We start from the raw sequence: 25,241 nt of genomic DNA on the forward strand, positions 1-25,241 counted from the left end.
CGGTTAGTTACTCTGTAAGAAACTCTGTGCTTCCTGAATCAGGGCATCAGCGATTTTGCTGGTGTCCATTTTCAGTTCACCGTTACGAATTGCCGCTTTCAGCGTTTCAACACGTTCCATATTGATATCGTTGCTGCCTGGCTGCATCAGTTTTGCCTGAGCATCACTCAGGGTTACGCTGGTGCTGTTAGAGGTTGACGGTTTTTCCAGACGCGCTTTCTGCGCTGGCGTGTCATTCGTTTCGCGAGGTTGTACAGCGCTTACCGGCTTCAGGGCTGATGTACGATCAATGCTCATAGTGTTGTCCTCATCGAGGGTTCGCGGCGTTTGCGCCTGACATCATCATTAGTTGAATATTTATCGGCAAGCGGCGCGAAATCTTTAAAAAGATTATAGGTTAATCAGAATATTCCCATCAGAATCGACGGTTCCGCTAACCACCTGCCCTGAGGTCATTCTGACGCGGACGTTTTGTGCCACCGCAGCATTGTTTAACGCTTTCCCTTCGCTGTTGATACTAAAGCCATCTCCGTTGGCCACCACCATCACCTGCTGACCTGCTTTTATCCGCCATGCCTGGCGCAACATTGAGAGCTGTATCGGCTGGCCTGGGGCGACGTCGCGCAGACTGACAGCGTCCTGCGCCTGGTTAATTTCCAGCATCGTGCGTGGCGGCAACTGATCCAGACGGCCGCGTTTTAACGTCACGCTGTTTGTCTGCAGCACGCTGCCGCGCGCAATGGGCACGGCGGCGACAACATAATTGCCCGTCGCCTGAACTGCAACCTGTAAATAGCGTTTTTCGTTGGCGCAGCGTGCCAGCACGTTCACATTCCCCCAGAGCTTTGTGAACCCCACCACGCTGAATGAAGGCTGATCACACGTAGGGTAGAGATTCGGTGGCGTGCGTACGGTAACAGTGACGTCATCGCTAAAACCCGCCAGCTTTTCAGCGAAAAAAGCCGTCAGTTGATCCTGTAAGCCTTCAGCCTGCACCAGCGGGCTAAACAGCAAGAAAGTTGCCACCAGACCACGTTTTAACGTTTGCATCGCAAGTTCCACCGTTTCCAGAATTGAGTGAATTCTACCTGCAGTGGTTTTGCATCAACGGAATAAATAGCGACGCATTATGCGCTTATTCCGTCGATAGGGGAGACCGGGTGAGATTTAAGCTGTGAACTGAAATTTTGCCATCAGCGGAGGAGACATGCTCGATAAACTCGACGCCGCGTTACGTTTTCAGCAGGAAGCGCTCAATTTACGCGCCCAGCGGCAGGAGATTTTAGCCGCCAACATCGCTAACGCCGATACCCCAGGGTATCAGGCGCGCGATATTGATTTTTCCAGTGAACTCAAAAAGGTGATGGAGCGTGGACGTGCCGAAGGAACGGGTGTTGCACTCGCCATGACATCCTCGCGCCATATTCCTGCTCAGGCGATGACCGCGCCAACGACCGATTTACTCTATCGCATTCCTGATCAGCCTTCACTCGACGGCAACACCGTGGATATGGACCGGGAGCGTACGCAGTTTGCCGATAACAGCCTGAAATACCAGACGGGACTGACCCTACTCGGCGGACAAATCAAAGGCATGATGAACGTCCTGCAGGGGGGCAACTGATAGATGGCCTTGCTGAATATTTTTGATATCGCCGGTTCGGCGTTAACCGCGCAGTCCAAACGTCTGAACGTGGCTGCCAGTAACCTGGCGAACGCCGACAGCGTGACTGGACCAGACGGCCAGCCTTATCGTGCCAAACAGGTTGTCTTCCAGGTTGATGCGGCGCCTGGCGCGGCAACAGGCGGCGTGAAAGTGTCTGATGTGGTAGAGAGCCAGGCACCGGATAAGCTGGTGTATGAGCCCGGCAACCCACTCGCGGATGCTAACGGATACGTGAAAATGCCTAACGTGGATGTGGTGGGTGAGATGGTGAACTCCATGTCGGCTTCCCGTAGTTACCAGGCCAACGTCGAAGTGCTTAATACCGTGAAGAGCATGATGCTCAAAACACTCACTCTCGGCCAGTAAAGGAGACATGCATGTCCATCGCCGTAAATGTGAATGATCCTACGAACTCGGGTGTTAACAACACAAAGAGTACGACGGGTTCTAACTCCCTCACAGGGAGCAATGCCGCCGATCTTCAGGGCAGCTTTCTGACGCTGCTGGTGGCGCAGCTTAAGAACCAGGATCCCACTAACCCGATGCAGAACAACGAACTGACCACGCAGCTTGCGCAGATCAGCACCGTTAGCGGCATTGAGAAACTGAACACCACCCTCGGTTCCGTCTCTGGTCAGATTGGTAGCAGCCAGTCTCTGCAGGCCGCGAGCCTGATTGGCCATGGGGTAATGATCCCAGGCACCACCATTCTGGCGGGCTCCAGCACCACCGAAGGCAACACCACAACGACTACCACGCCGTTTGGTGTTGAGCTCCAGCAGGCGGCTGAGAAGGTGACTGCCACGATCACGGACTCCACTGGCGCGGTTGTCCGTACCATTGATATTGGCGAGCTGAAGGCGGGCGTTCACACCTTTACGTGGGATGGCAGCCTGACCGACGGTACTAAAGCACCAAACGGTTCCTACAAAGTGGCAATCAGCGCCAGCAACGGGACAACCCAGCTGGTGGCGCAGCCGCTGCAGTTCGCGCTGGTCCAGGGCGTAATTAAAGGAAGCGACGGCAACAAACTGGATTTGGGTACCTCAGGTACCACCACACTCGACGAAGTTCGGCAGATTATCTAAGCCTTAACACTTATCAGGAGTAAGTCATGGCCTTTTCTCAAGCGGTCAGCGGCCTGAATGCTGCGGCCACCAACCTGGACGTCATTGGCAACAACATCGCCAACTCCGCGACCTATGGTTTTAAATCCGGTTCTGCTTCCTTTGCAGACATGTTTGCCGGTTCTAAAGTTGGCCTGGGTGTGAAAGTTGCGGGCATCACTCAGGACTTTACCGACGGCACCACCACCAACACCGGTCGTGGTCTGGACGTCGCCATCAGCCAGAACGGTTTCTTCCGTATGGTTGATTCCAACGGCTCTGTGTTCTACAGCCGTAACGGCCAGTTCAAGCTGGACGAAAACCGCACGCTGGTTAACATGCAGGGCATGCAGCTGACAGGCTATCCGGTAGCCGGATCGCCTCCGACCGTTCAGACCGGTGCAAACCCTCAGGCGATTACTATCCCGAATACCCTGATGGCGGCGAAATCGACCACCACCGCGACGCAGCAGATCAACCTGAACTCAACCGATCCTGTTCAAACTGCCCCGTTCGATGCGACTAACCCGGATACCTACAACAAAAAAGGGACCGTGACCGTATTCGACAGCCAGGGTAACGCCCATAACATGTATGTCTACTACGTTAAGACAGCCAACAATAAATGGGATCTTTACACTCAGGACGGCAGCGTTGCGGGTTCTACAGCAGCGAAAGCGGCGCAGATGAACTTTGATGCGAACGGTAACCTGGCGGGTGTCTATAACTACGACGCTGCGGGTGTGCTGAGCGCAACGCCAAACGCAACCCCTGCAATCAATATCACCACCGGTTCTGTCAGCGGTGCGACGGCGGCGACTTTCTCTCTGAGCTTCCTGAACTCCATGCAGCAGAACACCGGTGCGAACAGCGTGGTGGCAACCAATCAGAACGGCTACAAGCCTGGCGACCTGGTGAGCTACCAGATCAACGACGATGGCACCGTGGTGGGTAGTTACTCTAACGAACAGTCTCAGGTTCTGGGTCAGATCGTACTGGCAAACTTTGCCAACAACGAAGGTCTGAAATCGGAAGGCGATAACGTCTGGTCTGCCAGCCAGTCCTCCGGTGTGGCGCTGCTGGGTACCGCAGGTACCGGTAACTTCGGCAAGCTGACCAACGGCGCGCTGGAAGCCTCCAACGTGGATATGAGTAAAGAACTGGTGAACATGATCGTCGCGCAGCGTAACTATCAGTCGAACGCGCAGACCATCAAAACCCAGGACCAGATCCTCAACACGCTGGTTAACCTGCGTTAAGCGGCTAACAGGAAAGCGCAATGGATCACGCAATATATACCGCGATGGGCGCGGCAAGTCAGACGCTCAACCAGCAAGCCGTTACGGCCAGCAACCTGGCAAACGCCTCGACACCGGGTTTTCGTGCCCAGCTTAATGCGCTGCGCGCGGTGCCGGTTGAAGGGCTTTCCCTGCCAACCCGTACGCTGGTGACGGCATCAACCCCTGGCGCAGATATGACGCCAGGGCAGATGGATTACACGTCACGCCCGCTGGATGTTGCCCTGCAGCAGGACGGCTGGCTGGCGGTGCAAACGGCAGACGGCAGCGAAGGCTATACCCGTAACGGCAATATCCAGGTGAGCGCGACGGGCCAACTGACGATTCAGGGTCATCCGGTGATGGGGGAAGCGGGTCCGCTGACCGTGCCGGAAGGCTCGGAGCTGACTATCGCCGCGGACGGCACCATTTCGGCGCTGAACCCGGGCGATCCGGCCAATACCGTTGCGCCCGTTGGTCGTCTGAAGCTGGTTAAGGCGGAAGGCAAAGAGGTGCAGCGCGGCGATGACGGCATGTTCCGTCTGACCCAGGCGGCTCAGGCGACGCGTGGTGCCACGTTACAGGCCGATCCGAGCATCCGCGTGATGTCCGGCGTTCTGGAAGGCAGCAACGTTAAGCCGGTAGCCGCCATGAGCGACATGATTGCCAGCGCCCGTCGTTTTGAAATGCAGATGAAGATCATCAGCAGCGTGGATGAAAACGCGGGCAAGGCTAACCAACTTCTGGCTATGAGTTAACAGGACTCCTTATGATCAGTTCTTTATGGATCGCGAAAACTGGCCTGGACGCCCAGCAAACCAATATGGACGTGATTGCCAACAACCTGGCAAACGTGAGCACCAATGGTTTCAAGCGTCAGCGCGCCGTTTTCGAAGATTTGCTTTATCAAACCATCCGCCAGCCGGGTGCACAGTCTTCTGAACAGACGACGCTGCCGTCGGGTTTGCAGATCGGTACCGGCGTTCGTCCGGTAGCCACCGAGCGTCTGCACAGCCAGGGCAACCTGTCTCAGACCAACAACAGTAAAGACGTGGCGATCAAAGGCCAGGGCTTCTTCCAGGTGCAGCTGCCTGACGGTACCTCTGCCTATACCCGCGACGGTTCGTTCCAGGTCGATCAGAACGGCCAGCTGGTCACGGCGGGCGGCTTCCAGGTTCAGCCTGCGATTACCATCCCGGCGAACGCCCTGAGCATCACCATCGGACGTGACGGTGTGGTCAGCGTGACCCAGCAGGGACAGGCCGCGCCGGTTCAGGTCGGGCAGCTCAACCTGACCACCTTCATGAACGATACTGGTCTGGAAAGCATTGGTGAGAACCTCTACACCGAGACGCAATCCTCCGGTACGCCAAATGAGAGCACCCCGGGCCTGAACGGCGCGGGCCTGCTGTATCAGGGCTATGTTGAAACCTCCAACGTGAACGTGGCGGAAGAGCTGGTGAATATGATCCAGGTCCAGCGCGCGTATGAAATTAACAGTAAAGCAGTGTCGACGACCGACCAGATGCTGCAGAAACTGACGCAACTCTAAGGTGTAGCCCGGTGCGGTAAACGCCGCGCCGGCTCCCTGTTTTCGAAGATGAAGGCAATGCAAAAAAACGCGGCGTTTCGTTATCCGATACTGACTGTTCTGGCTGTCACCCTCAGCGGGTGTGCCTGGATCCCGTCTAAACCTTTGGTCCAGGGTGCGACGACTGCCCAACCCGTTCCTGGCCCCGCGCCAGTGGTAAACGGCTCCATTTTCCAGACCGCGCAGCCGATTAATTACGGCTATCAGCCGCTGTTTGAAGATCGCCGCCCGCGTAACGTCGGCGATACATTGACCATTGTGCTGCAGGAAAACGTCAGCGCGAGCAAGAGCTCGTCGGCGAACGCCAGCCGCGATGGCAAAACTAATTTTGGCTTCGATACCGTGCCACGCTATCTCGAAGGGTTGTTCGGCAACGCGCGTGCGGATGTGAACGCGTCCGGCGGCAATACCTTTAACGGTAAAGGCGGCGCGAACGCCAGCAACACCTTCAGCGGCACGCTGACGGTCACGGTTGACCAGGTTCTGGTTAACGGCAACTTGCACGTTGTGGGTGAAAAACAGATCGCCATCAACCAGGGCACTGAATTCATTCGTTTCTCGGGCGTGGTTAACCCTCGCACGATCAGCGGCACCAACACCGTTCCGTCCACCCAGGTGGCGGATGCGCGCATTGAGTACGTCGGTAACGGCTACATCAACGAGGCGCAAAATATGGGTTGGCTGCAGCGCTTCTTCCTTAATTTATCGCCGATGTAAGCGAGGTGACCCATGTTTAAATCGATCTTCGCCGTGGCGCTGGCGCTGGTGGCAACGTTTGCCCAGGCTGACCGTATTCGCGATCTCACCAGTGTTCAGGGCGTACGCGAAAACTCCCTGATTGGCTATGGCCTGGTGGTCGGTCTGGATGGCACGGGTGACCAGACCACCCAGACGCCTTTCACCACTCAGAGTTTAAACAACATGCTTTCCCAGCTCGGTATTACGGTCCCGGCGGGAACCAACATGCAGCTGAAAAACGTGGCCGCCGTTATGGTTACCGCGTCCTACCCGGCGTTTGCGCGTCAGGGACAGACCATTGACGTGGTGGTCTCCTCAATGGGTAACGCCAAAAGCCTGCGCGGCGGTACGCTGCTGATGACTCCGCTGAAAGGCGTTGACAGCCAGGTCTATGCGCTGGCGCAGGGGAACATTCTGGTTGGCGGTGCGGGTGCATCCGCAGGCGGAAGCAGCGTGCAGGTGAACCAGTTGAACGGTGGACGTATCACTAACGGCGCCATCATTGAGCGTGAGTTGCCGACCCAGTTTGGCGCAGGCAACACCATCAACCTGCAGCTCAATAATGAAGACTTCACCATGGCGCAGCAAATTGCCGATACCATCAACCGCAGCCGCGGTTACGGTAATGCAACGGCACTGGATGCGCGCACCGTGCAGATCCGTACCTCCACCGGCAGCAGCAACCAGGTGCGCATGCTGGCAGATATCCAGAATATGGAAGTGAATGTTCCAGTGCAGGATGCGAAGGTGATCATTAACTCCCGTACGGGCTCGGTGGTGATGAACCGGGAAGTTTCTCTGGACAGTTGTGCCGTGGCGCAGGGTAACCTCTCCGTGACGGTGAACCGCTCCGCGAACGTGAGTCAGCCAAATACGCCATTTGGTGGTGGCCAGACGGTGGTGACACCGCAAACGCAGATTGATCTGCGCCAGAGCGGCGGGTCGTTGCAGAGCGTTCGCTCCAGCGCCAACCTGAACAGCGTGGTGCGTGCTCTGAACGCCCTGGGTGCAACGCCGATGGATCTGATGTCCATCCTGCAATCCATGCAAAGCGCGGGCTGTTTGCGTGCCAAACTGGAAATCATCTAATGCTGACCGATAGCAAACTGTTGACCAGTGCCGCCTGGGACGCCCAGTCGCTCAACGAACTGAAAACCAAAGCAGGTAAAGACCCGGCGGCGAATATCCGCCCGGTTGCCCGCCAGGTGGAAGGGATGTTTGTACAGATGATGTTGAAAAGCATGCGTGAAACCCTGCCGAAAGATGGGATGTTCAGCAGCGATTCAACGCGTTTGTACACCAGCATGTATGACCAGCAGATTGCGCAGCAGATGACTGCCGGTAAAGGTCTCGGTCTGGCTGACATGATTGTGAAACAGACCGAAGCCGCGCAAGGTATTCAGCCGCAAGAGCAGACGCAGCAAGTGCCGATGAAGTTCGACCTGGAAACGGTGACCAGTTATCAGAACCAGGCGCTGACGCAGATGGTGCGTAAGGCGATCCCGAAAACAACGGGGGGCGGTGATGAACCCCTCTCCGGCGACAGCAAAGACTTCCTGGCGCAGCTTTCTCTGCCTGCGCGACTTGCCAGTGAACAGAGCGGTGTTCCACACCACCTGATTCTGGCACAGGCCGCGCTGGAGTCGGGCTGGGGTCAGCGACAGATCCGCAAGGAAAACGGCGAGCCGAGCTTTAACATCTTCGGCGTGAAGGCGACTTCCGGCTGGAAGGGACCAACCACGGAGATCACGACCACCGAATACGAGAACGGTGCGGCGGTGAAGGTCAAAGCAAAATTCCGCGTTTACAGCTCTTATCTGGAAGCGTTGTCCGATTATGTCGGCCTGCTGAGCCGAAATCCGCGTTATACCGCCGTTACCCAGGCGGCGACGGCGGAGCAGGGGGCTCAGGCTCTGCAAAACGCAGGTTATGCGACCGATCCGAACTATGCGCGTAAGCTCACCAGCATGATCCAGCAGCTGAAATCCATGGGCGAGAAGGTCAGCAAAGCCTATAGCACAGATATTGAAAATCTGTTCTGAAAGTTCTCAAGTCCCGGTGGAGGTTGCCGATAACCTTCATCAGGACTCGTGTCTGAACGTATAAAAGGAACCCCCATGTCCAGTTTGATTAACAGCGCCATGAGTGGCCTCAGTGCTGCGCAGTCGGCACTCAATACCGTCAGTAATAATATTTCAAGCTATAACGTGGCAGGTTACACCCGCCAGACCACGGTGCTGGGCGCGTCTAACAGCACGCTGACCGGCGGTGGCTGGGTGGGTAACGGGGTTTATGTCTCCGGTGTCCAGCGTGAGTATGACGCTTTCATCACCAACCAGTTGCGTGCCGCGCAAACGCAGAGCAGCGGCCTGACGACGCGCTATCAGCAGATGTCAAAAATCGACGATGTGCTGTCCGATACGACCAACTCGCTCTCTACGACGTTGCAGGACTTCTTCAAGAGTCTGCAAACGCTGGTAAGTAACGCGGAAGATCCGGCTGCACGCCAGACGGTGCTGGGAAAAGCAGATGGTCTGGTCAATCAGTTTAAAACCAACGATCAGTATCTCCGCGATCAGGATTCTCAGGTAAATACTGCAATTTCGACCAGCGTTTCTCAGATCAACAACTACGCCAAACAGATTGCGAATCTGAACGATCAGATTTCCCGTCTGACTGGTGTTGGTGCGGGTGCATCCCCTAACGATCTGCTCGACCAGCGCGATCAGCTCGTCAGTGAGCTGAACAAAATCGTAGGTGTGGAAGTTTCTGTTCAGGATGGTGGCACGTTTAACATCTCTTTCGGCAACGGTTACAGCCTGGTGCAGGGCAGCAAAGCCAACCAGCTGGCGGCCGTTAAGTCCAGCGCAGATCCGGCTCGTACGACCGTGGCTTACGTCGACGACGTTGCGGGTAATATTGAGATCCCGGAAAAAATGATTACGACCGGCTCTTTGGGTGGTTTGCTGACATTCCGTAATGAAGATCTGGATAAAGCCCGTAACACCCTGAACCAAATGGCACTGGCCTTTGCCGATGCAATGAACACGCAGCATGAAGCCGGTTTTGATGCAAACGGTGATGCGGGCGGTAAGCTGTTCGACTTCGGTTCTCCGGCGGTTCTGTCCAATAGCAAGAATGGCGGTTCGGCCGTTGTTACAGCTTCTGTAACGGACAGCAAACAAGTCCAGGCGACAGACTATAAACTGCAATTTAATGGCACCGACTGGACGGTCACCCGTACCTCCGATAAAACCAGCTTTACGATGAGCCCGGATGCAAGCGGCAATCTGTCGTTTGACGGTCTTAACGTCAATGTGAGCGGCACAGCAAACACCAAAGACAGTTTCATTGTGAAGCCTGTTTCCAATGTCATCATGAACATGGATCTGGCAATCAGTGACGAGTCCAAACTGGCGATGGCATCTGTGCAGAACGGCGGTGAGAGTGACAACCGTAACGGTCAAAAACTGCTTGATCTGCAAAACGCCAAAGTGGTGGGTGGAAACAAAACATTCAACGATGCATACGCTTCTCTCGTCAGTACCGTCGGGAGCTCAACGGCGTCACTGAAAGTGAGCAGCCAGACGAAAGCGAATGTGGAAACACAGTTAACTAAGCAGCAGCAGTCCATCTCAGGGGTAAACCTCGACGAAGAGTATGGCAATTTGCAGCGTTATCAGCAGTATTACCTGGCCAATGCGCAGGTTCTACAAACTGCCAGTACGCTCTTCGATGCAATTATCAATATTCGCTAAGGTTGAGGTGAAAAATGCGTATTAGCACCCAGATGATGTACGATCAGAACATGCGGGGGATCACCGACTCTCAAAGCAAGTGGCTGAACTACGGCGAGCAAATGTCCACCGGAAAGCGCGTCAATCGTCCGTCGGACGATCCTATCGCGGCGTCGCAGGCAATTGTTCTGTCTCAGGCTCAGGCCCAGAATAGCCAATTCGATCTTGCGCGTACCTTTGCAACGCAGAAAGTATCACTTGAGGAGAGTGTCCTTTCTCAAGTTACAACGGCCATTCAGAGCGCTCAGGAAAAAGTTGTTTATGCGAGGAACGGGACATTAAGTGACAGCGATCGGGCATCGCTGGCGACGGATCTGCAAGGGATCCGCGATCAGCTTATGAACCTGGCCAACAGCACTGACGGTAATGGACGATATATCTTCGCAGGTTATAAGACGGATAATGTCGCGTTTGACCAAACCAGCGGCGATTATATCGGTGGTACTACCCCGATTAACCAGCAGGTGGATTCTGCGCGAAACATGCAGATCAGCCACACTGGCACAGAGGTTTTCGCCACGTTTACCAGCAATGCAACACCGGAGCCGGGTGGTGGAACGCCGGAAAAGAATTTGTTCAAGATACTGGATAATGCTATCACCTCGTTGAACACACCCGTCGGTGACGATCAAACTAAGGTGGATCAGGAGAATGCAGCTATTGATGCTGCAAACCGGGGGTTGCGTAACTCACTTGATAATGTATTAACCGTGCGGGCCGATTTGGGTACCAAGCTTAACGAACTGGATAAACTGAACACGTTGAGTAATGACCGTTCGCTCTCTCAGACTTCGCAAATGAGCGATCTTGTGGACGTTGACTGGAATGCGGCAATTTCCTCTTACACCATGCAGCAGGCGGCCTTGCAGGCGTCTTATAAAGCGTTTAGCGATATGCAGGGCATGTCTCTGTTCCAGCTGAACAAATAACATCTTGACCTCTTAGAACATGTCTTGAAACTGGGCATGTTTTACTGCCCAATCCGTCTGGATTGGGCATTTTTTTATGCAACTTCTGCTGGTGTGGAGGCGACTCGAGCGCTTTCAACCAGACGGATCCCCAGCGCAATGACGCCACAGACGGTTGCCAGAGCGGCCACGCCCGTCCAGCCTGCCAGCGAGTAAATATTACTGCCTAAGGCGAAACCCAGTGCCATGCCGATAAAGATAACGGTAAAGAGCAGAGCATTAAGGCGTCCCCGGGCCTGTGGTTCAAGGCTGTAGACCAGATTCTGATGGGCCACCAGACTGGACTGCAGACCCAGATCGAACCCAACGGCGGAGACAGCAATCAGAATCAACTGCCCGTGAATTCCCAAAGCAGGCATCAGGAACATCAGGGCAAACGAGACGGACACAAGTAATGCGCCAAGCTGTGTGACTTTTCCGGCTCCCAGTTTATCTGACAGCCCACCCGCAAGCGGGGCGGCTAATGCACCTGCTGCACCCGCAATACCAAAACCACCGGCTACGGCACTACCCAGGTGATAACGCTCCAGAAGCATAACCGCCAGCGTGGACCAGAAGGCGCTAAAGGCAATCGAGAGAAAACCCTGTGCCAGCGCTGCACGGCGCAATGCCGGATAACGACGCCACAGATGTTCCATAGAACGCATCAGCGCGGGGTAGCTCAGCGTGGAGTGAATGGCGAAACGGGGAAGTACAATCCACATCATCACCCCGATAAACGCAATGCTCACCGCAGCCAGTTGGTACATGACGCGCCAGCCAAAGGCTTCTCCCACCACGCCGCTAACAGTTCTCGACAACAAGATGCCCATCAGCAGCCCCGTCATCACCGTACCCACGGTTTTACCCAGCTTCCCTTCCGGCGCGAGAATAGCCGCCGCCGGAACGATATCTTGTGCAATGGTGGCGGCCATGCCGATAAGTAAACTTGCCAGCAACAAGGAATGGAGTTGCCCGGTCAGGCTACAGCCCAGCAGGAACAGCGCCAGCGCCGCACTTTTAATCAGGATTAACGTCCTGCGGTCATGACGATCGCCCAGTGGCAGAAGGAACAGAATGCCGAGCGCATAACCTGCCTGAGTTAAGGTTGGTACTAACCCCATGCCTTCAATGCTCAGATGAAGATCGGCACCCATTAGCGGAAGAAGGGGTTGTGCGTAATAGATGGATGCCACGCTAAAGCCAGCGCCCAGCGCCCAGCGCCAGCATGAAAATTACCCAGCGGCTGGCTGCGTGGGGGGAAGTCGTTGTGTTCATAAGATGTTCCTCATTCGTCGTGTGGGGCTATTTTTTATCAGTCTGCCTTGCGAGGGTAGCCAGCCCGGTGGTAAAACGCTTATACGTTAAACGTATGTCAGGGAGGTGTATGAAACGAGTTGAGCGTTTAGACAGAGTGGAATTGATGCGAACGTTTGTTCGTATCGTTGAAACCGGGTCGTTATCAGCAGCGGCAAGGCAGCTTTCAACCACTCAGGCCACGGTTAGCCGACGTTTGCAGTCTCTGGAAACCCTGCTGGGGGCTCGCTTGCTGCTGCGTACAACCCATGCGACCCGACTTACTGACGATGGTGAGCGCTGCTATCAACACGCCCGGCGCGTGATTGACAGCTGGCTGGCACTTGAGGATGAAGTCGGACAGGCTGAGGATGAACCGGTGGGGGTATTACGTGTGCGTGCACCGCACGCTTTCGGGCAGGATCAGTTTCTGAAGCCATTAACCGAATTTTTGCATCGTTATCCGCAGTTGTCCGTTGAGTGGATGTTGCATGACAGGTCGGTAGATTTCCTGAGTGACAACATTGATTGCGCGATCCGAGTGGGGGCTGAGGTCGATCCGGCGACGGTATCAGTGCAACTGGCAGAGGTGCCGCGATCCGTCGTGGCATCCCCGGCACTGCTGGCGCGTTTTCCGGAGGTCAAAACGCCAGAGGATTTGCAGGCACTCCCCTGGATCGCCATCAGTACCTTTTATCAGCGGCATATAGAGTTATTTGACGGCTCGGCACAACCAACGCGTATCGCCATTACGCCGCGTCTCAGTACTGACAGTTTGTACGTGGCGCGCAATACGGTATTAACCGGGCTGGGTGTCGCAATGGTCTCCAGCTGGACGGTGAAAGAGGATATTGAGGAAGGGCGCCTGATTCATCTTCTTCCTGAGTGGCAACCTGCGGCTCTGCCAGTCCATCTGGTTTATCCCTGGTCGCGATACTATCCGGCGCGTTTACGTCGTTTTCTTGAGATGATGAAGCAGGTGATGCCGGACATTGCCGGAATGAGAAAGCCTGTAAACAAGCAATAAAAAAGCCGACCCGGAGGTCGGCTTTTTACTTGATGCCGTTACTCGACAGAGCGCGGGCGAGTCGCCGGTGCAGTCGCCTGATGCGTTGCACTGTGACCACCTGCTGAGCCTTTGCCTTCGAAATTGAAAGCAGGGCGTACCCAGTCACTGTGACGCGGGGTTTCAGGCACGTACTCAGGTGCCGGAGCGCGCGTCATAGGAGCTGTCGCCACGTGGGCAAAAGCTGGCGCAGACACAACCGGCTCCGGTTTCACCTCAGGTGCTTTCACTTCTTCGGCTGCACGAACAGGTTCAGCGACAATCTCAACATCCTGAACCACATTTTCAGTGACGGTTTCGGCCACGATTTCAGCGGTATCTTCAACAGCAGCAGCAGGCTGTACTTCTTCCGCGACCTCTTCTGCCACTACGGTATCTTCTTCAGCAATCAGCTGCGGTGCAGCATCAACCGGGGTGGCAATCACTTCCGGATGCGTGGTTTCTACCGTCACGGCATGCGGGGTTTCTACCTCAATAGCTTGCGGTTCAACCACGATGGCTGCTTCAGCTACGGCTTCTTCCACTGCTGCGACTGGCGCAATCAACTCTTCTGTCACCACCTGTTGTTCCACAACCTGCTCCGGACGAGCGACCGGGTAGCGGATCCAGACTTTACCGGATGCCATTTCAGGTGATGCGCATGCCACGGCTAATGGCATTGGTGACTGAGCAGGGTAGCGCTCATCACGATAACGACGGCGACGCTGCCCGCTGACGCGCAGATGGCGTGGAGAACGACGTGAACGGCGAGGCATACCGGCATTATCGCGGTTTTCACCGTTTTCATCCTGCTCAACCGTGTTTTCTACCACAGCAGGTAGATCAACTTTTGCCAGTTGGGTACCGGTTGCGCTCTCGCTTGTTTCATCGGCGACAACGGCTGACTCTTCGGTAGCTTCGGTGGCGAAGCGAACTTTCTGAGTAAGCTGGCGCTGCTTGCGACGCGGCATAACCTGAGTCCGTTCTTCCTGCTCACCGTCCTGCTGTTCAACAGGCTCTTCGCGGTTCAGGTTTTTGACTTCCTGCTGCGCCTGACGTTTCTCGTCGTTACGACGACGGTTACGCTCGCGACGTGGCTGCTGGTCGTCACGCTGTTTGCTCTTCTCAGACTCATCGCCCGCCTGCTGGCGAATTTCACGATCTTCAACATTTTGCTGTTGTTTCTCGCGACGGTTGCGACGGTTGTCTTCGCGTTGTTCACGGCCTTCACCGTTGTCTGAACGGTTGTCACGACGCTCGCTGCGGTCATTACGGTCGTTGCGGTCATTACGATCGCGGCGATTGTTCTGACGCTTACGACGGTCCTGCTGACGCTCAGGCTTGGTCGCTTTAGGCTCTTCTTTCGGTTGCTCTGGTTGAGCTTCCTCGCCGGCAAACATTTTCTTCAACGCGCCAAAGAAGCGGCTCAGAAGACCTGGTTGATCCGGTTGGGTTTTTTCCACTGTGGCTGCTGATTTCTGTGCTGCAGGTTTTGCAGCAGGTTTTTCCAGCGCCGTTTCAGGTGGTGCTTCAGGCATGATAAAGGTGGCTAACGCAGGTTGCTCAGGCAATTTGCGCTCGGCAGGCTCTTCATCGGAAGGCAGAGCCATCTCTTCTTCATGCAGCTTCGGCAGCAGGTAGCTGAGCGTGGTTGTCTCTTCGCCTTTACGGACACGCAGCACATGATAGTGCGGGGTTTCCATCTGATCGTTTGGCACGATAATGCAGCGAACACCACCCTGACGTGCTTCGATGGCACTAACCGCTGCACGTTTTTCGTTCAGCAGGTAGGACGCAATTGGCACAGGCACAATGGCATGAACCTCTTTGGTGTTCTCTTTCAGCGCTTCTTCTTCGATCAGACGCAGGATAGAGAGGGACAGAGATTCGTTATCACGGACGGTACCGGTGCCGGAGCAGCGCGGGCAGACGTGATGGCTGGACTCACCCAGTGACGGGCTCAGACGCTGACGGGACATCTCCAGCAAACCGAAACGCGAGATATGGCTAATCTGGATGCGCGCACGGTCCTGACGCACTGCTTCACGCAGACGGTTTTCAACTGCGCGCTGGTGACGAACCGGGGTCATGTCGATGAAGTCGATAACAATCAGACCACCCAGGTCGCGCAGGCGGAGCTGGCGGGCGATTTCATCAGCGGCTTCAAGGTTGGTATTGAAGGCAGTCTCTTCGATGTCGCCGCCGCGTGTTGCACGCGCGGAGTTGATATCGATAGCGGTCAGCGCTTCAGTGGTATCAATAACGATAGAACCACCGGATGGCAGACGCACTTCACGCTGGAACGCTGACTCAATCTGGGATTCAATCTGATAGTGGCTGAACAGCGGGATTTCACCGGTGTACAGTTTGATTTTGCTGGTGAAATCCGGACGACCCAATGCGGCAATGTGCTGGCGCGCCAGCTCAAGCACTTTCGGGTTATCGATCAGAATCTCACCGATGTCCTGACGCAGGTAATCACGGAAGGCACGCACGATAACGTTGCTTTCCTGGTGGATCAGGAATGGAGCAGGGCGGCTTTCCGCTGCTTTCTGGATGGCTTCCCAGTGCTTCAGACGGAAACTCAGGTCCCACTGCAATGCTTCGGCTGATTTACCTACGCCTGCTGTACGCACGATAAGCCCCATGCCATCAGGCAATTCGAGACTAGCCAGCGCTTCTTTCAGCTCGGTACGGTCATCACCTTCGATACGGCGAGAGATACCACCCGCGCGCGGGTTGTTTGGCATCAGAACCAGATAGCTCCCTGCCAGGCTGATAAAGGTAGTCAGTGCGGCACCTTTATTGCCACGCTCTTCTTTATCAATCTGAACGATAACTTCCTGACCTTCACGCAGAACATCTTTGATGTTTGGACGGCCATGGGAGTTGTAGTTTGCAGGGAAATATTCGCGGGCGATTTCTTTCAGAGGGAGAAAACCGTGACGCTCAGCACCGTAATCGACAAATGCAGCTTCAAGGCTTGGTTCAATGCGGGTGATTTTACCTTTGTAAATGTTCGCTTTTTTCTGTTCGTGTCCAGGACTTTCGATATCCAGATCGTACAGGCGCTGCCCATCCACAAGGGCGACACGCAACTCTTCTTGCTGAGTTGCGTTGATTAACATTCTTTTCATCGTAACTTACTCGTTATTCTTACATTGACGACAAAGCTGCGGGCAAGGTGACGCTTTCCGGGGTATGAACCGATGGCCTCGTGTCTATTCACGTCGCCAACCTCACGGTTGTCGCTCGCTTAAGAGGCGCAGAGTGTCGGTTGCCTGTATTTCATACGGAAACACAGCGCAATTATCAGGGGAATTGCTTGGGTAGAACTCTCCAGAGAACAATCCTTATACCGGGAAGTACTGCAACCCGCAGCCCGCTAACTGCCTGAAAGATCAATACGTCTTACGCCATTGCTGCGTGGATGATCGGTCAGACAAAATTGGTCATTCCGTCAACATCCTTACAAAACCTGGATTAAACACGGAAAACGGATTCATTATTCCACTGCTCGCCGGGTTATAGCAAGATGACTTTTACCAATTATCACCCGGTTACTCACAGTTTCTTCACTTCTGAATGGTGATTGGTTTAATAACCACCAAATCGGTTGCGCGAAACGGGGGGACAGGCCGGATAAAAGTAAATATAAGCATAGAAAAATGAGTGGCGCTAATGGCTGACGATATTTAGAATCGCCAACCATGAAAACAGAGACTCCAGCCGTAAAAATGGTTGCCATCGCCGAAGATGAAGCGGGGCAACGTATCGACAACTTTTTGCGCACTCAACTGAAAGGTGTGCCAAAGAGTATGATCTACCGTATCTTGCGTAAGGGTGAGGTGCGGGTTAATAAAAAGCGCGTGAAACCTGAGTATAAGCTCGAAGCTGGCGATGAAGTGCGTATTCCGCCAGTGCGCGTTGCAGAACGTGAAGAAGAGGTCGTTTCACCTAAGCTACAAAAAGTCGCGGCCCTGAGCGATGTGATCCTTTATGAGGATGACTACATTCTGGTGCTAAATAAACCGTCAGGTACTGCTGTTCATGGTGGTAGCGGTCTGAGCTTCGGCGTGATTGAAGGGCTGCGAGCCCTGCGTCCGGAGGCGCGTTTCCTCGAACTGGTGCACCGCCTTGACCGTGACACGTCCGGCGTACTGCTGGTGGCGAAAAAACGCTCTGCACTACGTTCTTTACATGAGCAATTGCGTGAAAAAGGGATGCAGAAAGATTATCTGGCGCTGGTTCGCGGTCAGTGGCAGTCCCATGTGAAAGTGGTGCAGGCGCCATTGCTGAAGAACATTCTGCAAAGCGGCGAGCGTATTGTCCGCGTGAGCCAGGAAGGGAAACCGTCAGAGACGCGTTTCAAAGTTGAAGAGCGCTATGAGTTTGCCACACTGGTGCGCTGCAGTCCGGTGACCGGTCGTACCCACCAGATCCGCGTGCATACCCAGTTTGCAGGCCATCCTATCGCGTTTGATGATCGCTATGGCGATCGGGAGTTCGATAAGCAGCTGGCGGGCACGGGGCTGTCTCGTCTGTTCCTGCATGCGGCAGCGCTAAAGTTTACTCATCCAAATACGGGCGAAACCATCCGTATTGAAGCACCGCTGGATGAGCAGTTAAAGCGCTGTCTGAAGGTTCTGCGCGGCTGATTCTGTGCCGGGTGGCGCTGCACTTACACGGCCTACGAAGCCCGTAGGCCCATGCAAGCGAAGCGCCGCTGGGCAAAAATCACATCGTCAGCGGATTGCAGGCCTCACGCCGTAACATCTGGCACAGCGCAATCAGCGGTAAACCGACCAGAGTATTTGGGTCGCGGCCTTCCAGCCTTTCGAACAGAGCAATCCCCAATCCTTCACTTTTAAAACTGCCTGCACAGTTCAGCGGTCGCTCACGACGCACATAATCCATGATCTCTTGCTCGCTGAGATGGCGGAAGTGCACATCGAAAGGCTCGCACTCCGTTTGCAGATGGCCAGAGGCCGAGTTGTACAGCGCCAGGCCAGTATAAAAGGTGACGATATTGCCGCGTGCGCTCAGCAACTGCTGGATGGCATTCTCTTCGGTATGAGGTTTCCCGGTGATAACGCCGTCAAGCACGCAAACCTGATCGGAGCCTATAATCAAATGCGAAGGATAATGTGCGGCGAGCGATTGTGCTTTCTCCTTAGCAAGACGCGTCACCAGATGACGCGGTGATTCGCCAGGCTGTGGCGTCTCATCAACGTCTGGTGCAGCACATTCAAACGGGAGCCCGAGCTTTTCCAGCAGCATTCGGCGGTAGGGAGAAGTGGAAGCAAGTACGAGATTTGGCATATTTTTATCACCAGATATAGCGTATCGATGCCAGCCATTTTAAACTACAGGCCGCAATGTGTGCGAATAATTGGCAAAAGGCAGCCCAGGTTGCCTTTTTCTTTGACTATATGACGTTACAAAGTTAATATGCGCGCCCTATGCAAAAGGTAAAATTACCCCTGACTCTTGATCCGGTTCGTACGGCTCAAAAACGCCTCGATTACGAAGGTATCTATACTTCCGATCAGGCCGAGCGTATTGCCGAATCCGTAGTCAGTGTGGACAGTGATGTAGAATGCTCCATGTCGTTCGCTATCGATAACCAGCGTCTCGCCGTTTTAACCGGTGATGCAAAGGTAACGGTAACGCTCGAGTGTCAGCGTTGCGGGAAACCGTTTGTACAGCATGTTCACACAACGTATTGTTTCAGTCCGGTTCGTTCTGACGAACAGGCTGAAGCACTCCCGGAAGCGTATGAGCCGATTGAGGTTAACGAATTCGGTGAAATCGATCTTCTGGCTCTGGTTGAAGATGAAATCATCCTCACCTTGCCAGTGGTTCCGGTGCATGATTCTGAACACTGTGAAGTGTCCGAGGCGGACATGGTCTTTGGGGAACTGCCTGATGAAGCGCAAAAACCAAACCCATTTGCCGTATTAGCCAGCTTAAAGCGTAAGTAATTGAGGAGTAAGGTCCATGGCCGTACAACAGAATAAACCAACCCGTTCCAAACGTGGCATGCGTCGTTCCCATGACGCACTGACTGCAGTTACCAGCCTGTCTGTAGACAAGACTTCTGGTGAGAAACACCTGCGTCACCACATCACCGCTGACGGTTTCTACCGCGGCCGCAAGGTTATCACTAAGTAATCACGCGCAAGCGTGATGAAGCTTAGTGAGGATTTCCCCGTGCAAACGGGGAATTTACCGAACCAGGCTGCGACGATACCTTGACACGTCTAACCCTGGCGTTAGATGTCATGGGGGGAGATTTTGGCCCTTCTGTGACAGTGCCTGCAGCATTGCAGGCACTGAATTCTAATTCGCAACTCACACTTCTTTTAGTCGGCAATCCCGACACAATCACGCCATTACTTGCAAAAGCTGACTTTGAACAACGTTCGCGTCTGCAGATTATTCCTGCACAGTCAGTTATTGCCAGTGATGCCCGGCCCTCGCAGGCGATTCGCAATAGCCGTGGTAGCTCAATGCGGATGGCGCTTGAGCTGGTGAAAGAAGGGCGAGCGCAGGCTTGCGTCAGTGCGGGAAATACCGGTGCGCTGATGGGGCTGTCGAAATTGTTGCTCAAGCCTATTGAGGGTATTGAGCGCCCGGCGCTGGTGACGGTATTACCGCATCAACAGAAGGGCAAGACAGTGGTGCTCGATTTGGGCGCTAATGTCGACTGTGATAGTACAATGCTGGCTCAGTTTGCCGTGATGGGTTCGGTGCTGGCAGAAGAAGTGGTCGGGATCAACAATCCCCGTGTTGCGTTACTGAACATTGGTGAAGAAGAGACCAAAGGCCTGGACAGCATTCGCGAAGCCGCAGAATTGCTCAAACAGGTTCCTTCCATCAACTATATTGGTTATCTCGAAGCCAATGAGTTGCTGACGGGTAAAACGGATGTTCTGGTGTGCGATGGCTTCACCGGAAACGTAACGTTAAAGACCATGGAAGGGGTCGTGCGCATGTTTCTTTCTCTGCTGAAATCTCAAGGAGAAGGCAAAAAAAGCGCCTGGTGGTTGATTTTATTGAAGCGTTGGTTACAAAAAAGCCTGACGCGGCGATTCAGTCACCTCAACCCCGACCAGTATAATGGCGCCTGTCTGTTAGGATTGCGCGGCATCGTGATTAAGAGTCATGGCGCCGCCAATCAGCGAGCATTTTCTGTCGCCATTGAACAGGCAGTGCAGGCGGTGCAGCGACAAGTCCCTCAGCGGATTGCCGCTCGCCTGGAATCTGTATTAGCTAAAAGTGACTGAGCGTACATGTATACGAAGATTTTAGGTACCGGCAGCTACCTGCCAAAACAAGTGCGTACCAACGCCGATCTGGAAAAAATGGTAGATACGTCTGACGAGTGGATTGTCACGCGCACAGGTATCCGTGAACGTCGTATCGCCGCGCCAGACGAAACCGTGTCCACCATGGGTTACGAAGCCGCACAGCGTGCTATCGAAATGGCGGGCATCGATAAAGAAGAGATTGGCCTGATCGTGGTCGCCACGACGTCAGCCACGCATGCTTTCCCAAGCGCGGCGTGCCAGGTGCAAAACATGCTCGGCATTAAGGGCTGTCCGGCGTTTGACGTCGCTGCTGCGTGTGCAGGTTTCACCTATGCGCTGAGCGTTGCCGATCAGTATGTTAAATCCGGTGCAGTGAAATATGCGCTGGTCATTGGTGCTGACGTGCTGGCGCGTACCTGCGATCCAACCGATCGCGGTACGATCATTATTTTTGGTGATGGTGCGGGTGCGGTACTGCTGGGTCAGTCCGAAGAGCCGGGCATCATCTCCACGCATCTGCATGCCGATGGAAGCTACGGTGAATTGCTGACGCTGCCTAACGCCGATCGCGTTAACCCGGATAACTCCATTTACCTGACAATGGCGGGTAATGAAGTCTTCAAAGTAGCGGTGACTGAGCTTGCGCACATTGTCGACGAGACGCTGGAAGCCAATAACCTTGAACGCACCGCACTCGACTGGCTGGTGCCGCATCAGGCGAACCTGCGAATCATCAGCGCGACCGCTAAAAAGCTGGGCATGTCGATGGATAACGTTGTGGTGACGCTGGATCGTCACGGCAACACCTCTGCGGCATCGGTACCGTGCGCATTTGATGAAGCGGTACGTGATGGACGAATTAAACGGGGCCAACTGGTCTTGCTTGAAGCCTTCGGTGGTGGGTTCACCTGGGGTTCCGCGTTGGTTCGTTTCTAGGATAAGGAATAAAAAATGACGCAATTTGCTTTTGTGTTCCCGGGCCAGGGATCTCAAACCGTTGGGATGTTGTCTGAAATGGCAGCAAACTATCCGGTAATTGAAGAGACTTTCCGTGAAGCTTCAGATGCACTGGGTTATGATCTGTGGGCACTGACTCAACAGGGGCCGGCTGAAGAACTGAACAAAACCTGGCAGACTCAGCCAGCGCTGCTGACTGCATCCGTTGCGCTGTGGCGTGTCTGGCAGCAGCAGGGCGGTAAAGCGCCAGCGCTGCTCGCGGGTCACAGCCTGGGTGAATACTCTGCGCTGGTGTGTGCCGGTGTGATCGCGTTTGCTGATGCGGTACGTCTGGTGGAACTGCGCGGTAAATTCATGCAGGAAGCTGTACCAGAAGGCACGGGTGGCATGTCTGCCATCATCGGCCTTGATGATGCCGCCATTGCGAAAGCCTGTGAAGAATCAGCCGAAGGTCAGGTCGTTTCTCCGGTTAACTTCAACTCGCCGGGCCAGGTGGTTATCGCCGGTCATAAAGAAGCGGTTGAACGTGCGGGTGCTGCCTGTAAAGCCGCGGGCGCGAAGCGTGCTCTGCCACTGCCAGTGAGCGTGCCGTCACACTGTGCGCTGATGAAGCCTGCTGCCGACAAACTGGCGGTTGAGCTGAAAAAAATTACGTTTAACACACCGACAATTTCCGTTGTGAATAACGTCGATGTGAAATGCGAAACAGCGCCGGACGCTATCCGTGACGCGTTGATTCGCCAGCTCTACAGCCCGGTACAGTGGACCAAAACCGTTGAGTTTATGGCGTCACAGGGCGTTGAGCATCTGTATGAAGTCGGTCCAGGTAAAGTCCTCACCGGTCTGACAAAACGTATTGTTGACACCCTGACAGCTTCGGCGATTAACGAGCCAGAAGCGATGTCAGCGGCACTCTCGCAATAAAAGAGGAATACCATGAGTTTTGAAGGAAAAATCGCCCTGGTGACGGGTGCAAGCCGCGGTATCGGGCGTGCAATTGCTGAAACACTGGTTGCGCGCGGCGCGAAAGTGATTGGTACAGCAACCAGCGAGAATGGCGCTCAGGCCATCAGCGAATATCTGGGTGCAAACGGTAAAGGTCTGGTACTGAATGTGACTGAACCTGCATCCATCGAATCTGTTCTGGAAAATATTCGCGCAGAGTTCGGCGAAGTGGATATTCTGGTAAACAATGCCGGGATCACTCGTGATAACCTGTTAATGCGAATGAAAGACGACGAGTGGAACGATATTATCGAAACCAACCTGTCATCTGTATTCCGTCTGTCAAAAGCGGTAATGCGCGCTATGATGAAAAAGCGTCATGGTCGTATTATCACTGTCGGTTCTGTGGTTGGTACCATGGGAAATGCTGGTCAGGCTAACTACGCTGCGGCGAAAGCAGGTCTGATTGGTTTCAGTAAGTCGCTGGCGCGTGAAGTCGCGTCTCGCGGTATTACTGTGAACGTTGTTGCTCCGGGCTTTATTGAAACGGACATGACGCGTGCGCTGACTGAAGAACAGCGTGCGGGTACACTGGCAGCAGTTCCTGCAGGTCGCTTAGGTGACCCTAAAGAAATTGCCAGTGCGGTTGCATTTTTAGCCTCTGACGAAGCGGGTTACATCACTGGTGAGACCCTCCACGTCAACGGCGGGATGTATATGGTTTAATCACGATGAAAAATATTTGCGTTATTGTAGGGATTGGCCTCAAAATAACGTAAAATCGTGGTAAGAACTGCCGGGATTTAGTTGCAAATTTTTCAACATTTTATACACTACGAAAACCATCGCGAAAGCGAGTTTTGATAGGAAATTTAAGAGTATGAGCACTATCGAAGAACGCGTTAAGAAAATTATCGGCGAACAGCTGGGCGTTAAGCAGGAAGAAGTTGTGAACTCCGCTTCCTTCGTTGAAGACCTGGGCGCAGATTCTCTTGACACCGTTGAGCTGGTAATGGCTCTGGAAGAAGAGTTTGATACTGAGATTCCGGACGAAGAAGCTGAGAAAATCACCACCGTTCAGGCTGCCATTGATTACATCAACGGTCACCAGGCGTAAGTGAACATCTCCAGGCGGTCATTCGACCGCCTGAGTTTTATCTTTTTTGTCCCACGAATCCCTTTTTTATCCCTCCCTGGAGGACAAACGTGTCTAAGCGTCGTGTAGTTGTGACCGGACTTGGCATGTTGTCTCCTGTCGGCAATACCGTAGAGTCCACCTGGAAAGCTCTCCTTGCCGGTCAGAGCGGCATCAGCCTAATCGACCATTTCGATACTAGCGCCTATGCAACGAAATTTGCTGGCTTAGTAAAGGATTTTAACTGTGAAGAGATCATCTCGCGTAAAGAACAGCGCAAGATGGATGCCTTCATTCAATATGGAATTGTCGCTGGCGTTCAGGCCATGCAGGATTCTGGTCTTGAAATTACGGAAGAGAACGCAACCCGTATCGGTGCCGCTATTGGCTCCGGAATTGGCGGTCTTGGCCTGATTGAGGAAAACCATACATCTCTGATGAATGGTGGCCCGCGTAAGATCAGCCCGTTCTTTGTTCCGTCCACGATTGTTAACATGGTGGCGGGTCATCTGACCATCATGTTTGGCCTGCGTGGGCCAAGCATTTCTATCGCGACCGCATGTACGTCCGGCGTGCATAACATCGGCCAGGCCGCGCGTATCATTGCGTACGGCGATGCAGATGCTATGGTTGCGGGTGGTGCTGAAAAAGCCAGTACCCCGCTGGGTGTTGGTGGTTTCGGTGCCGCGCGTGCGCTGTCTACCCGCAACGATAATCCTCAGGCGGCAAGCCGTCCGTGGGATAAAGACCGTGATGGTTTCGTACTGGGTGATGGTGCGGGTATGCTCGTGCTGGAAGAGTACGAACATGCTAAAAAACGCGGCGCGAAAATTTATGCTGAAGTCGTTGGCTTTGGTATGAGTAGCGATGCTTACCACATGACGTCGCCTCCAGAGAACGGCGCAGGTGCTGCGCTGGCTATGGAGAACGCGATTCGTGACGCGGGTATTACCCCGGCACAAATTGGCTACGTAAACGCGCACGGTACTTCTACGCCAGCAGGCGATAAAGCGGAAGCTCAGGCTGTTAAGTCTATCTTCGGCGAGTCTGCCAGCCGCGTACTGGTGAGCTCCACGAAATCCATGACCGGCCACCTGTTGGGCGCGGCGGGTGCAGTAGAGTCTATCTACTCCATTCTTGCCCTGCGCGATCAGGCTGTTCCGCCAACCATCAACCTGGATAACTCGGATGAAGGTTGCGATCTGGACTTCGTTCCTCACGAAGCGCGCCAGGTCAGTGGCATGGAGTACACCCTGTGTAACTCCTTCGGCTTTGGTGGTACGAATGGTTCCCTGATTTTTAAAAAGGTCTGAGCCTGACTGCCTGATGGAGATAAAAAGGTCCGCTTGTCGGACCTTTTTTATTCGGTTTTATCCCCTTGTCCGATGTTATTCACCTTGCCAGACTGTACTACCACGCATAAGGAGC

General features: G+C 54.2%; 25 protein-coding genes and 1 pseudogene. 21 read left to right on the forward strand and 5 right to left on the reverse strand.

The window, feature by feature from the left end:
* Positions 1 to 3: 3 nt before the first annotated feature.
* Both flgM and flgA read right to left on the reverse strand, forming a co-directional pair.
* On the reverse strand, positions 4 to 297 hold the full coding sequence (gene flgM / locus AAHF05_RS08510; protein WP_028019067.1) for a flagellar biosynthesis anti-sigma factor FlgM: 294 nt from the start codon (positions 295 to 297) through the stop codon (positions 4 to 6).
* Positions 298 to 390: 93 nt separating this feature from the next.
* Positions 391 to 1,050 (reverse strand): flagellar basal body P-ring formation chaperone FlgA, encoded by a 660-nt coding sequence (gene flgA, locus AAHF05_RS08515; RefSeq protein WP_028019066.1) that lies wholly within the window; start codon positions 1,048 to 1,050, stop codon positions 391 to 393.
* Between the two features lie 157 nt (positions 1,051 to 1,207).
* Between flgA and flgB the strand changes: the two genes are divergently transcribed.
* The 11 genes from flgB (at position 1,208) to flgL (ending at position 11,104) form a co-directional block, all read left to right on the forward strand.
* Positions 1,208 to 1,624, forward strand: coding sequence for a flagellar basal body rod protein FlgB (gene flgB, locus AAHF05_RS08520; protein ID WP_028019065.1), 417 nt, complete (start codon positions 1,208 to 1,210; stop codon positions 1,622 to 1,624).
* A 3-nt stretch (positions 1,625 to 1,627) separates the two neighbouring features.
* Entirely contained in the window at positions 1,628 to 2,032 is a 405-nt protein-coding gene (gene flgC, locus AAHF05_RS08525) for a flagellar basal body rod protein FlgC (protein ID WP_013097138.1), read from the forward strand.
* An 11-nt stretch (positions 2,033 to 2,043) separates the two neighbouring features.
* Entirely contained in the window at positions 2,044 to 2,754 is a 711-nt protein-coding gene (gene flgD, locus AAHF05_RS08530) for a flagellar hook assembly protein FlgD (protein WP_128348401.1), read from the forward strand.
* A 26-nt stretch (positions 2,755 to 2,780) separates the two neighbouring features.
* The gene (gene flgE, locus AAHF05_RS08535) at positions 2,781 to 4,031 is read left to right on the forward strand and encodes a flagellar hook protein FlgE (RefSeq protein ID WP_129325052.1); all 1,251 of its coding nucleotides are present in this window, start codon (positions 2,781 to 2,783) and stop codon (positions 4,029 to 4,031) included.
* 20 nt (positions 4,032 to 4,051) lie between these two features.
* A complete protein-coding gene (locus AAHF05_RS08540; RefSeq protein WP_023311138.1) occupies positions 4,052 to 4,807 on the forward strand; it encodes a flagellar basal body rod protein FlgF in 756 nt (251 codons plus the stop codon).
* Positions 4,808 to 4,818: 11 nt separating this feature from the next.
* Positions 4,819 to 5,601, forward strand: a complete 783-nt coding sequence (gene flgG, locus AAHF05_RS08545) for a flagellar basal-body rod protein FlgG (RefSeq protein WP_008500810.1) — start codon at positions 4,819 to 4,821, stop codon at positions 5,599 to 5,601.
* Positions 5,602 to 5,658: 57 nt separating this feature from the next.
* Complete coding sequence (gene flgH, locus AAHF05_RS08550; protein WP_032666985.1) at positions 5,659 to 6,357, forward strand: flagellar basal body L-ring protein FlgH; 699 nt, start codon at positions 5,659 to 5,661, stop codon at positions 6,355 to 6,357.
* Between the two features lie 12 nt (positions 6,358 to 6,369).
* Positions 6,370 to 7,467, forward strand: a complete 1,098-nt coding sequence (locus AAHF05_RS08555; protein WP_028019060.1) for a flagellar basal body P-ring protein FlgI — start codon at positions 6,370 to 6,372, stop codon at positions 7,465 to 7,467.
* A complete protein-coding gene (flgJ, locus tag AAHF05_RS08560; protein WP_049007893.1) occupies positions 7,467 to 8,420 on the forward strand; it encodes a flagellar assembly peptidoglycan hydrolase FlgJ in 954 nt (317 codons plus the stop codon). Before AAHF05_RS08555 ends, flgJ begins: the two co-directional genes overlap by 1 nt.
* 75 nt (positions 8,421 to 8,495) lie before the next feature.
* The gene (gene flgK, locus AAHF05_RS08565; RefSeq protein ID WP_028021374.1) at positions 8,496 to 10,136 is read left to right on the forward strand and encodes a flagellar hook-associated protein FlgK; all 1,641 of its coding nucleotides are present in this window, start codon (positions 8,496 to 8,498) and stop codon (positions 10,134 to 10,136) included.
* A gap of 14 nt (positions 10,137 to 10,150) precedes the next feature.
* Entirely contained in the window at positions 10,151 to 11,104 is a 954-nt protein-coding gene (flgL, locus tag AAHF05_RS08570; RefSeq protein WP_028019057.1) for a flagellar hook-associated protein FlgL, read from the forward strand.
* 74 nt (positions 11,105 to 11,178) lie between these two features.
* On the opposite strand, the pseudogene AAHF05_RS08575 reads toward flgL, so the two are convergent.
* Positions 11,179 to 12,400, reverse strand: a pseudogene (locus AAHF05_RS08575) (MFS transporter).
* Between the two features lie 109 nt (positions 12,401 to 12,509).
* Here AAHF05_RS08575 and AAHF05_RS08580 point away from each other — a divergent pair.
* The gene (locus AAHF05_RS08580) at positions 12,510 to 13,445 is read left to right on the forward strand and encodes a LysR family transcriptional regulator (RefSeq protein WP_206737121.1); all 936 of its coding nucleotides are present in this window, start codon (positions 12,510 to 12,512) and stop codon (positions 13,443 to 13,445) included.
* A 38-nt stretch (positions 13,446 to 13,483) separates the two neighbouring features.
* On the opposite strand, the gene rne is transcribed toward AAHF05_RS08580, so the two are convergent.
* Positions 13,484 to 16,600 (reverse strand): ribonuclease E, encoded by a 3,117-nt coding sequence (gene rne / locus AAHF05_RS08585; RefSeq protein ID WP_129325053.1) that lies wholly within the window; start codon positions 16,598 to 16,600, stop codon positions 13,484 to 13,486.
* Positions 16,601 to 17,173: 573 nt separating this feature from the next.
* Here rne and rluC point away from each other — a divergent pair.
* Entirely contained in the window at positions 17,174 to 18,121 is a 948-nt protein-coding gene (gene rluC, locus AAHF05_RS08590; RefSeq protein WP_129325054.1) for a 23S rRNA pseudouridine(955/2504/2580) synthase RluC, read from the forward strand.
* A 79-nt stretch (positions 18,122 to 18,200) separates the two neighbouring features.
* Here rluC and AAHF05_RS08595 read toward each other — a convergent pair whose 3' ends face one another.
* Positions 18,201 to 18,785 (reverse strand): nucleoside triphosphate pyrophosphatase, encoded by a 585-nt coding sequence (locus AAHF05_RS08595; RefSeq protein ID WP_129325055.1) that lies wholly within the window; start codon positions 18,783 to 18,785, stop codon positions 18,201 to 18,203.
* A 140-nt stretch (positions 18,786 to 18,925) separates the two neighbouring features.
* Here AAHF05_RS08595 and yceD point away from each other — a divergent pair, with 140 nt between their 5' ends.
* The 8 genes from yceD to fabF all read left to right on the forward strand — a co-directional run bounded on the left by yceD (position 18,926) and on the right by fabF (position 25,126).
* Entirely contained in the window at positions 18,926 to 19,447 is a 522-nt protein-coding gene (gene yceD / locus AAHF05_RS08600) for a 23S rRNA accumulation protein YceD (protein WP_014883375.1), read from the forward strand.
* A 16-nt stretch (positions 19,448 to 19,463) separates the two neighbouring features.
* Entirely contained in the window at positions 19,464 to 19,637 is a 174-nt protein-coding gene (rpmF, locus tag AAHF05_RS08605) for a 50S ribosomal protein L32 (protein WP_003857964.1), read from the forward strand.
* An 80-nt stretch (positions 19,638 to 19,717) separates the two neighbouring features.
* Positions 19,718 to 20,752 (forward strand): phosphate acyltransferase PlsX, encoded by a 1,035-nt coding sequence (gene plsX / locus AAHF05_RS08610; RefSeq protein ID WP_108090219.1) that lies wholly within the window; start codon positions 19,718 to 19,720, stop codon positions 20,750 to 20,752.
* Between the two features lie 6 nt (positions 20,753 to 20,758).
* Positions 20,759 to 21,712, forward strand: coding sequence for a beta-ketoacyl-ACP synthase III (locus tag AAHF05_RS08615; RefSeq protein ID WP_028019050.1), 954 nt, complete (start codon positions 20,759 to 20,761; stop codon positions 21,710 to 21,712).
* A gap of 15 nt (positions 21,713 to 21,727) precedes the next feature.
* Entirely contained in the window at positions 21,728 to 22,657 is a 930-nt protein-coding gene (fabD, locus tag AAHF05_RS08620; protein WP_129325056.1) for an ACP S-malonyltransferase, read from the forward strand.
* Between the two features lie 12 nt (positions 22,658 to 22,669).
* Positions 22,670 to 23,404, forward strand: a complete 735-nt coding sequence (gene fabG / locus AAHF05_RS08625; protein WP_028019048.1) for a 3-oxoacyl-ACP reductase FabG — start codon at positions 22,670 to 22,672, stop codon at positions 23,402 to 23,404.
* Positions 23,405 to 23,558: 154 nt separating this feature from the next.
* Positions 23,559 to 23,795 (forward strand): acyl carrier protein, encoded by a 237-nt coding sequence (gene acpP, locus AAHF05_RS08630; protein WP_003857954.1) that lies wholly within the window; start codon positions 23,559 to 23,561, stop codon positions 23,793 to 23,795.
* Positions 23,796 to 23,884: 89 nt separating this feature from the next.
* A complete protein-coding gene (gene fabF / locus AAHF05_RS08635) occupies positions 23,885 to 25,126 on the forward strand; it encodes a beta-ketoacyl-ACP synthase II (protein WP_129325057.1) in 1,242 nt (413 codons plus the stop codon).
* The last annotated feature ends 115 nt before the right edge of the window (positions 25,127 to 25,241 follow it).

The sequence above is a fragment of the Enterobacter adelaidei genome (assembly GCF_041937165.1).
Lineage (GTDB): Bacteria > Pseudomonadota > Gammaproteobacteria > Enterobacterales > Enterobacteriaceae > Enterobacter > Enterobacter adelaidei.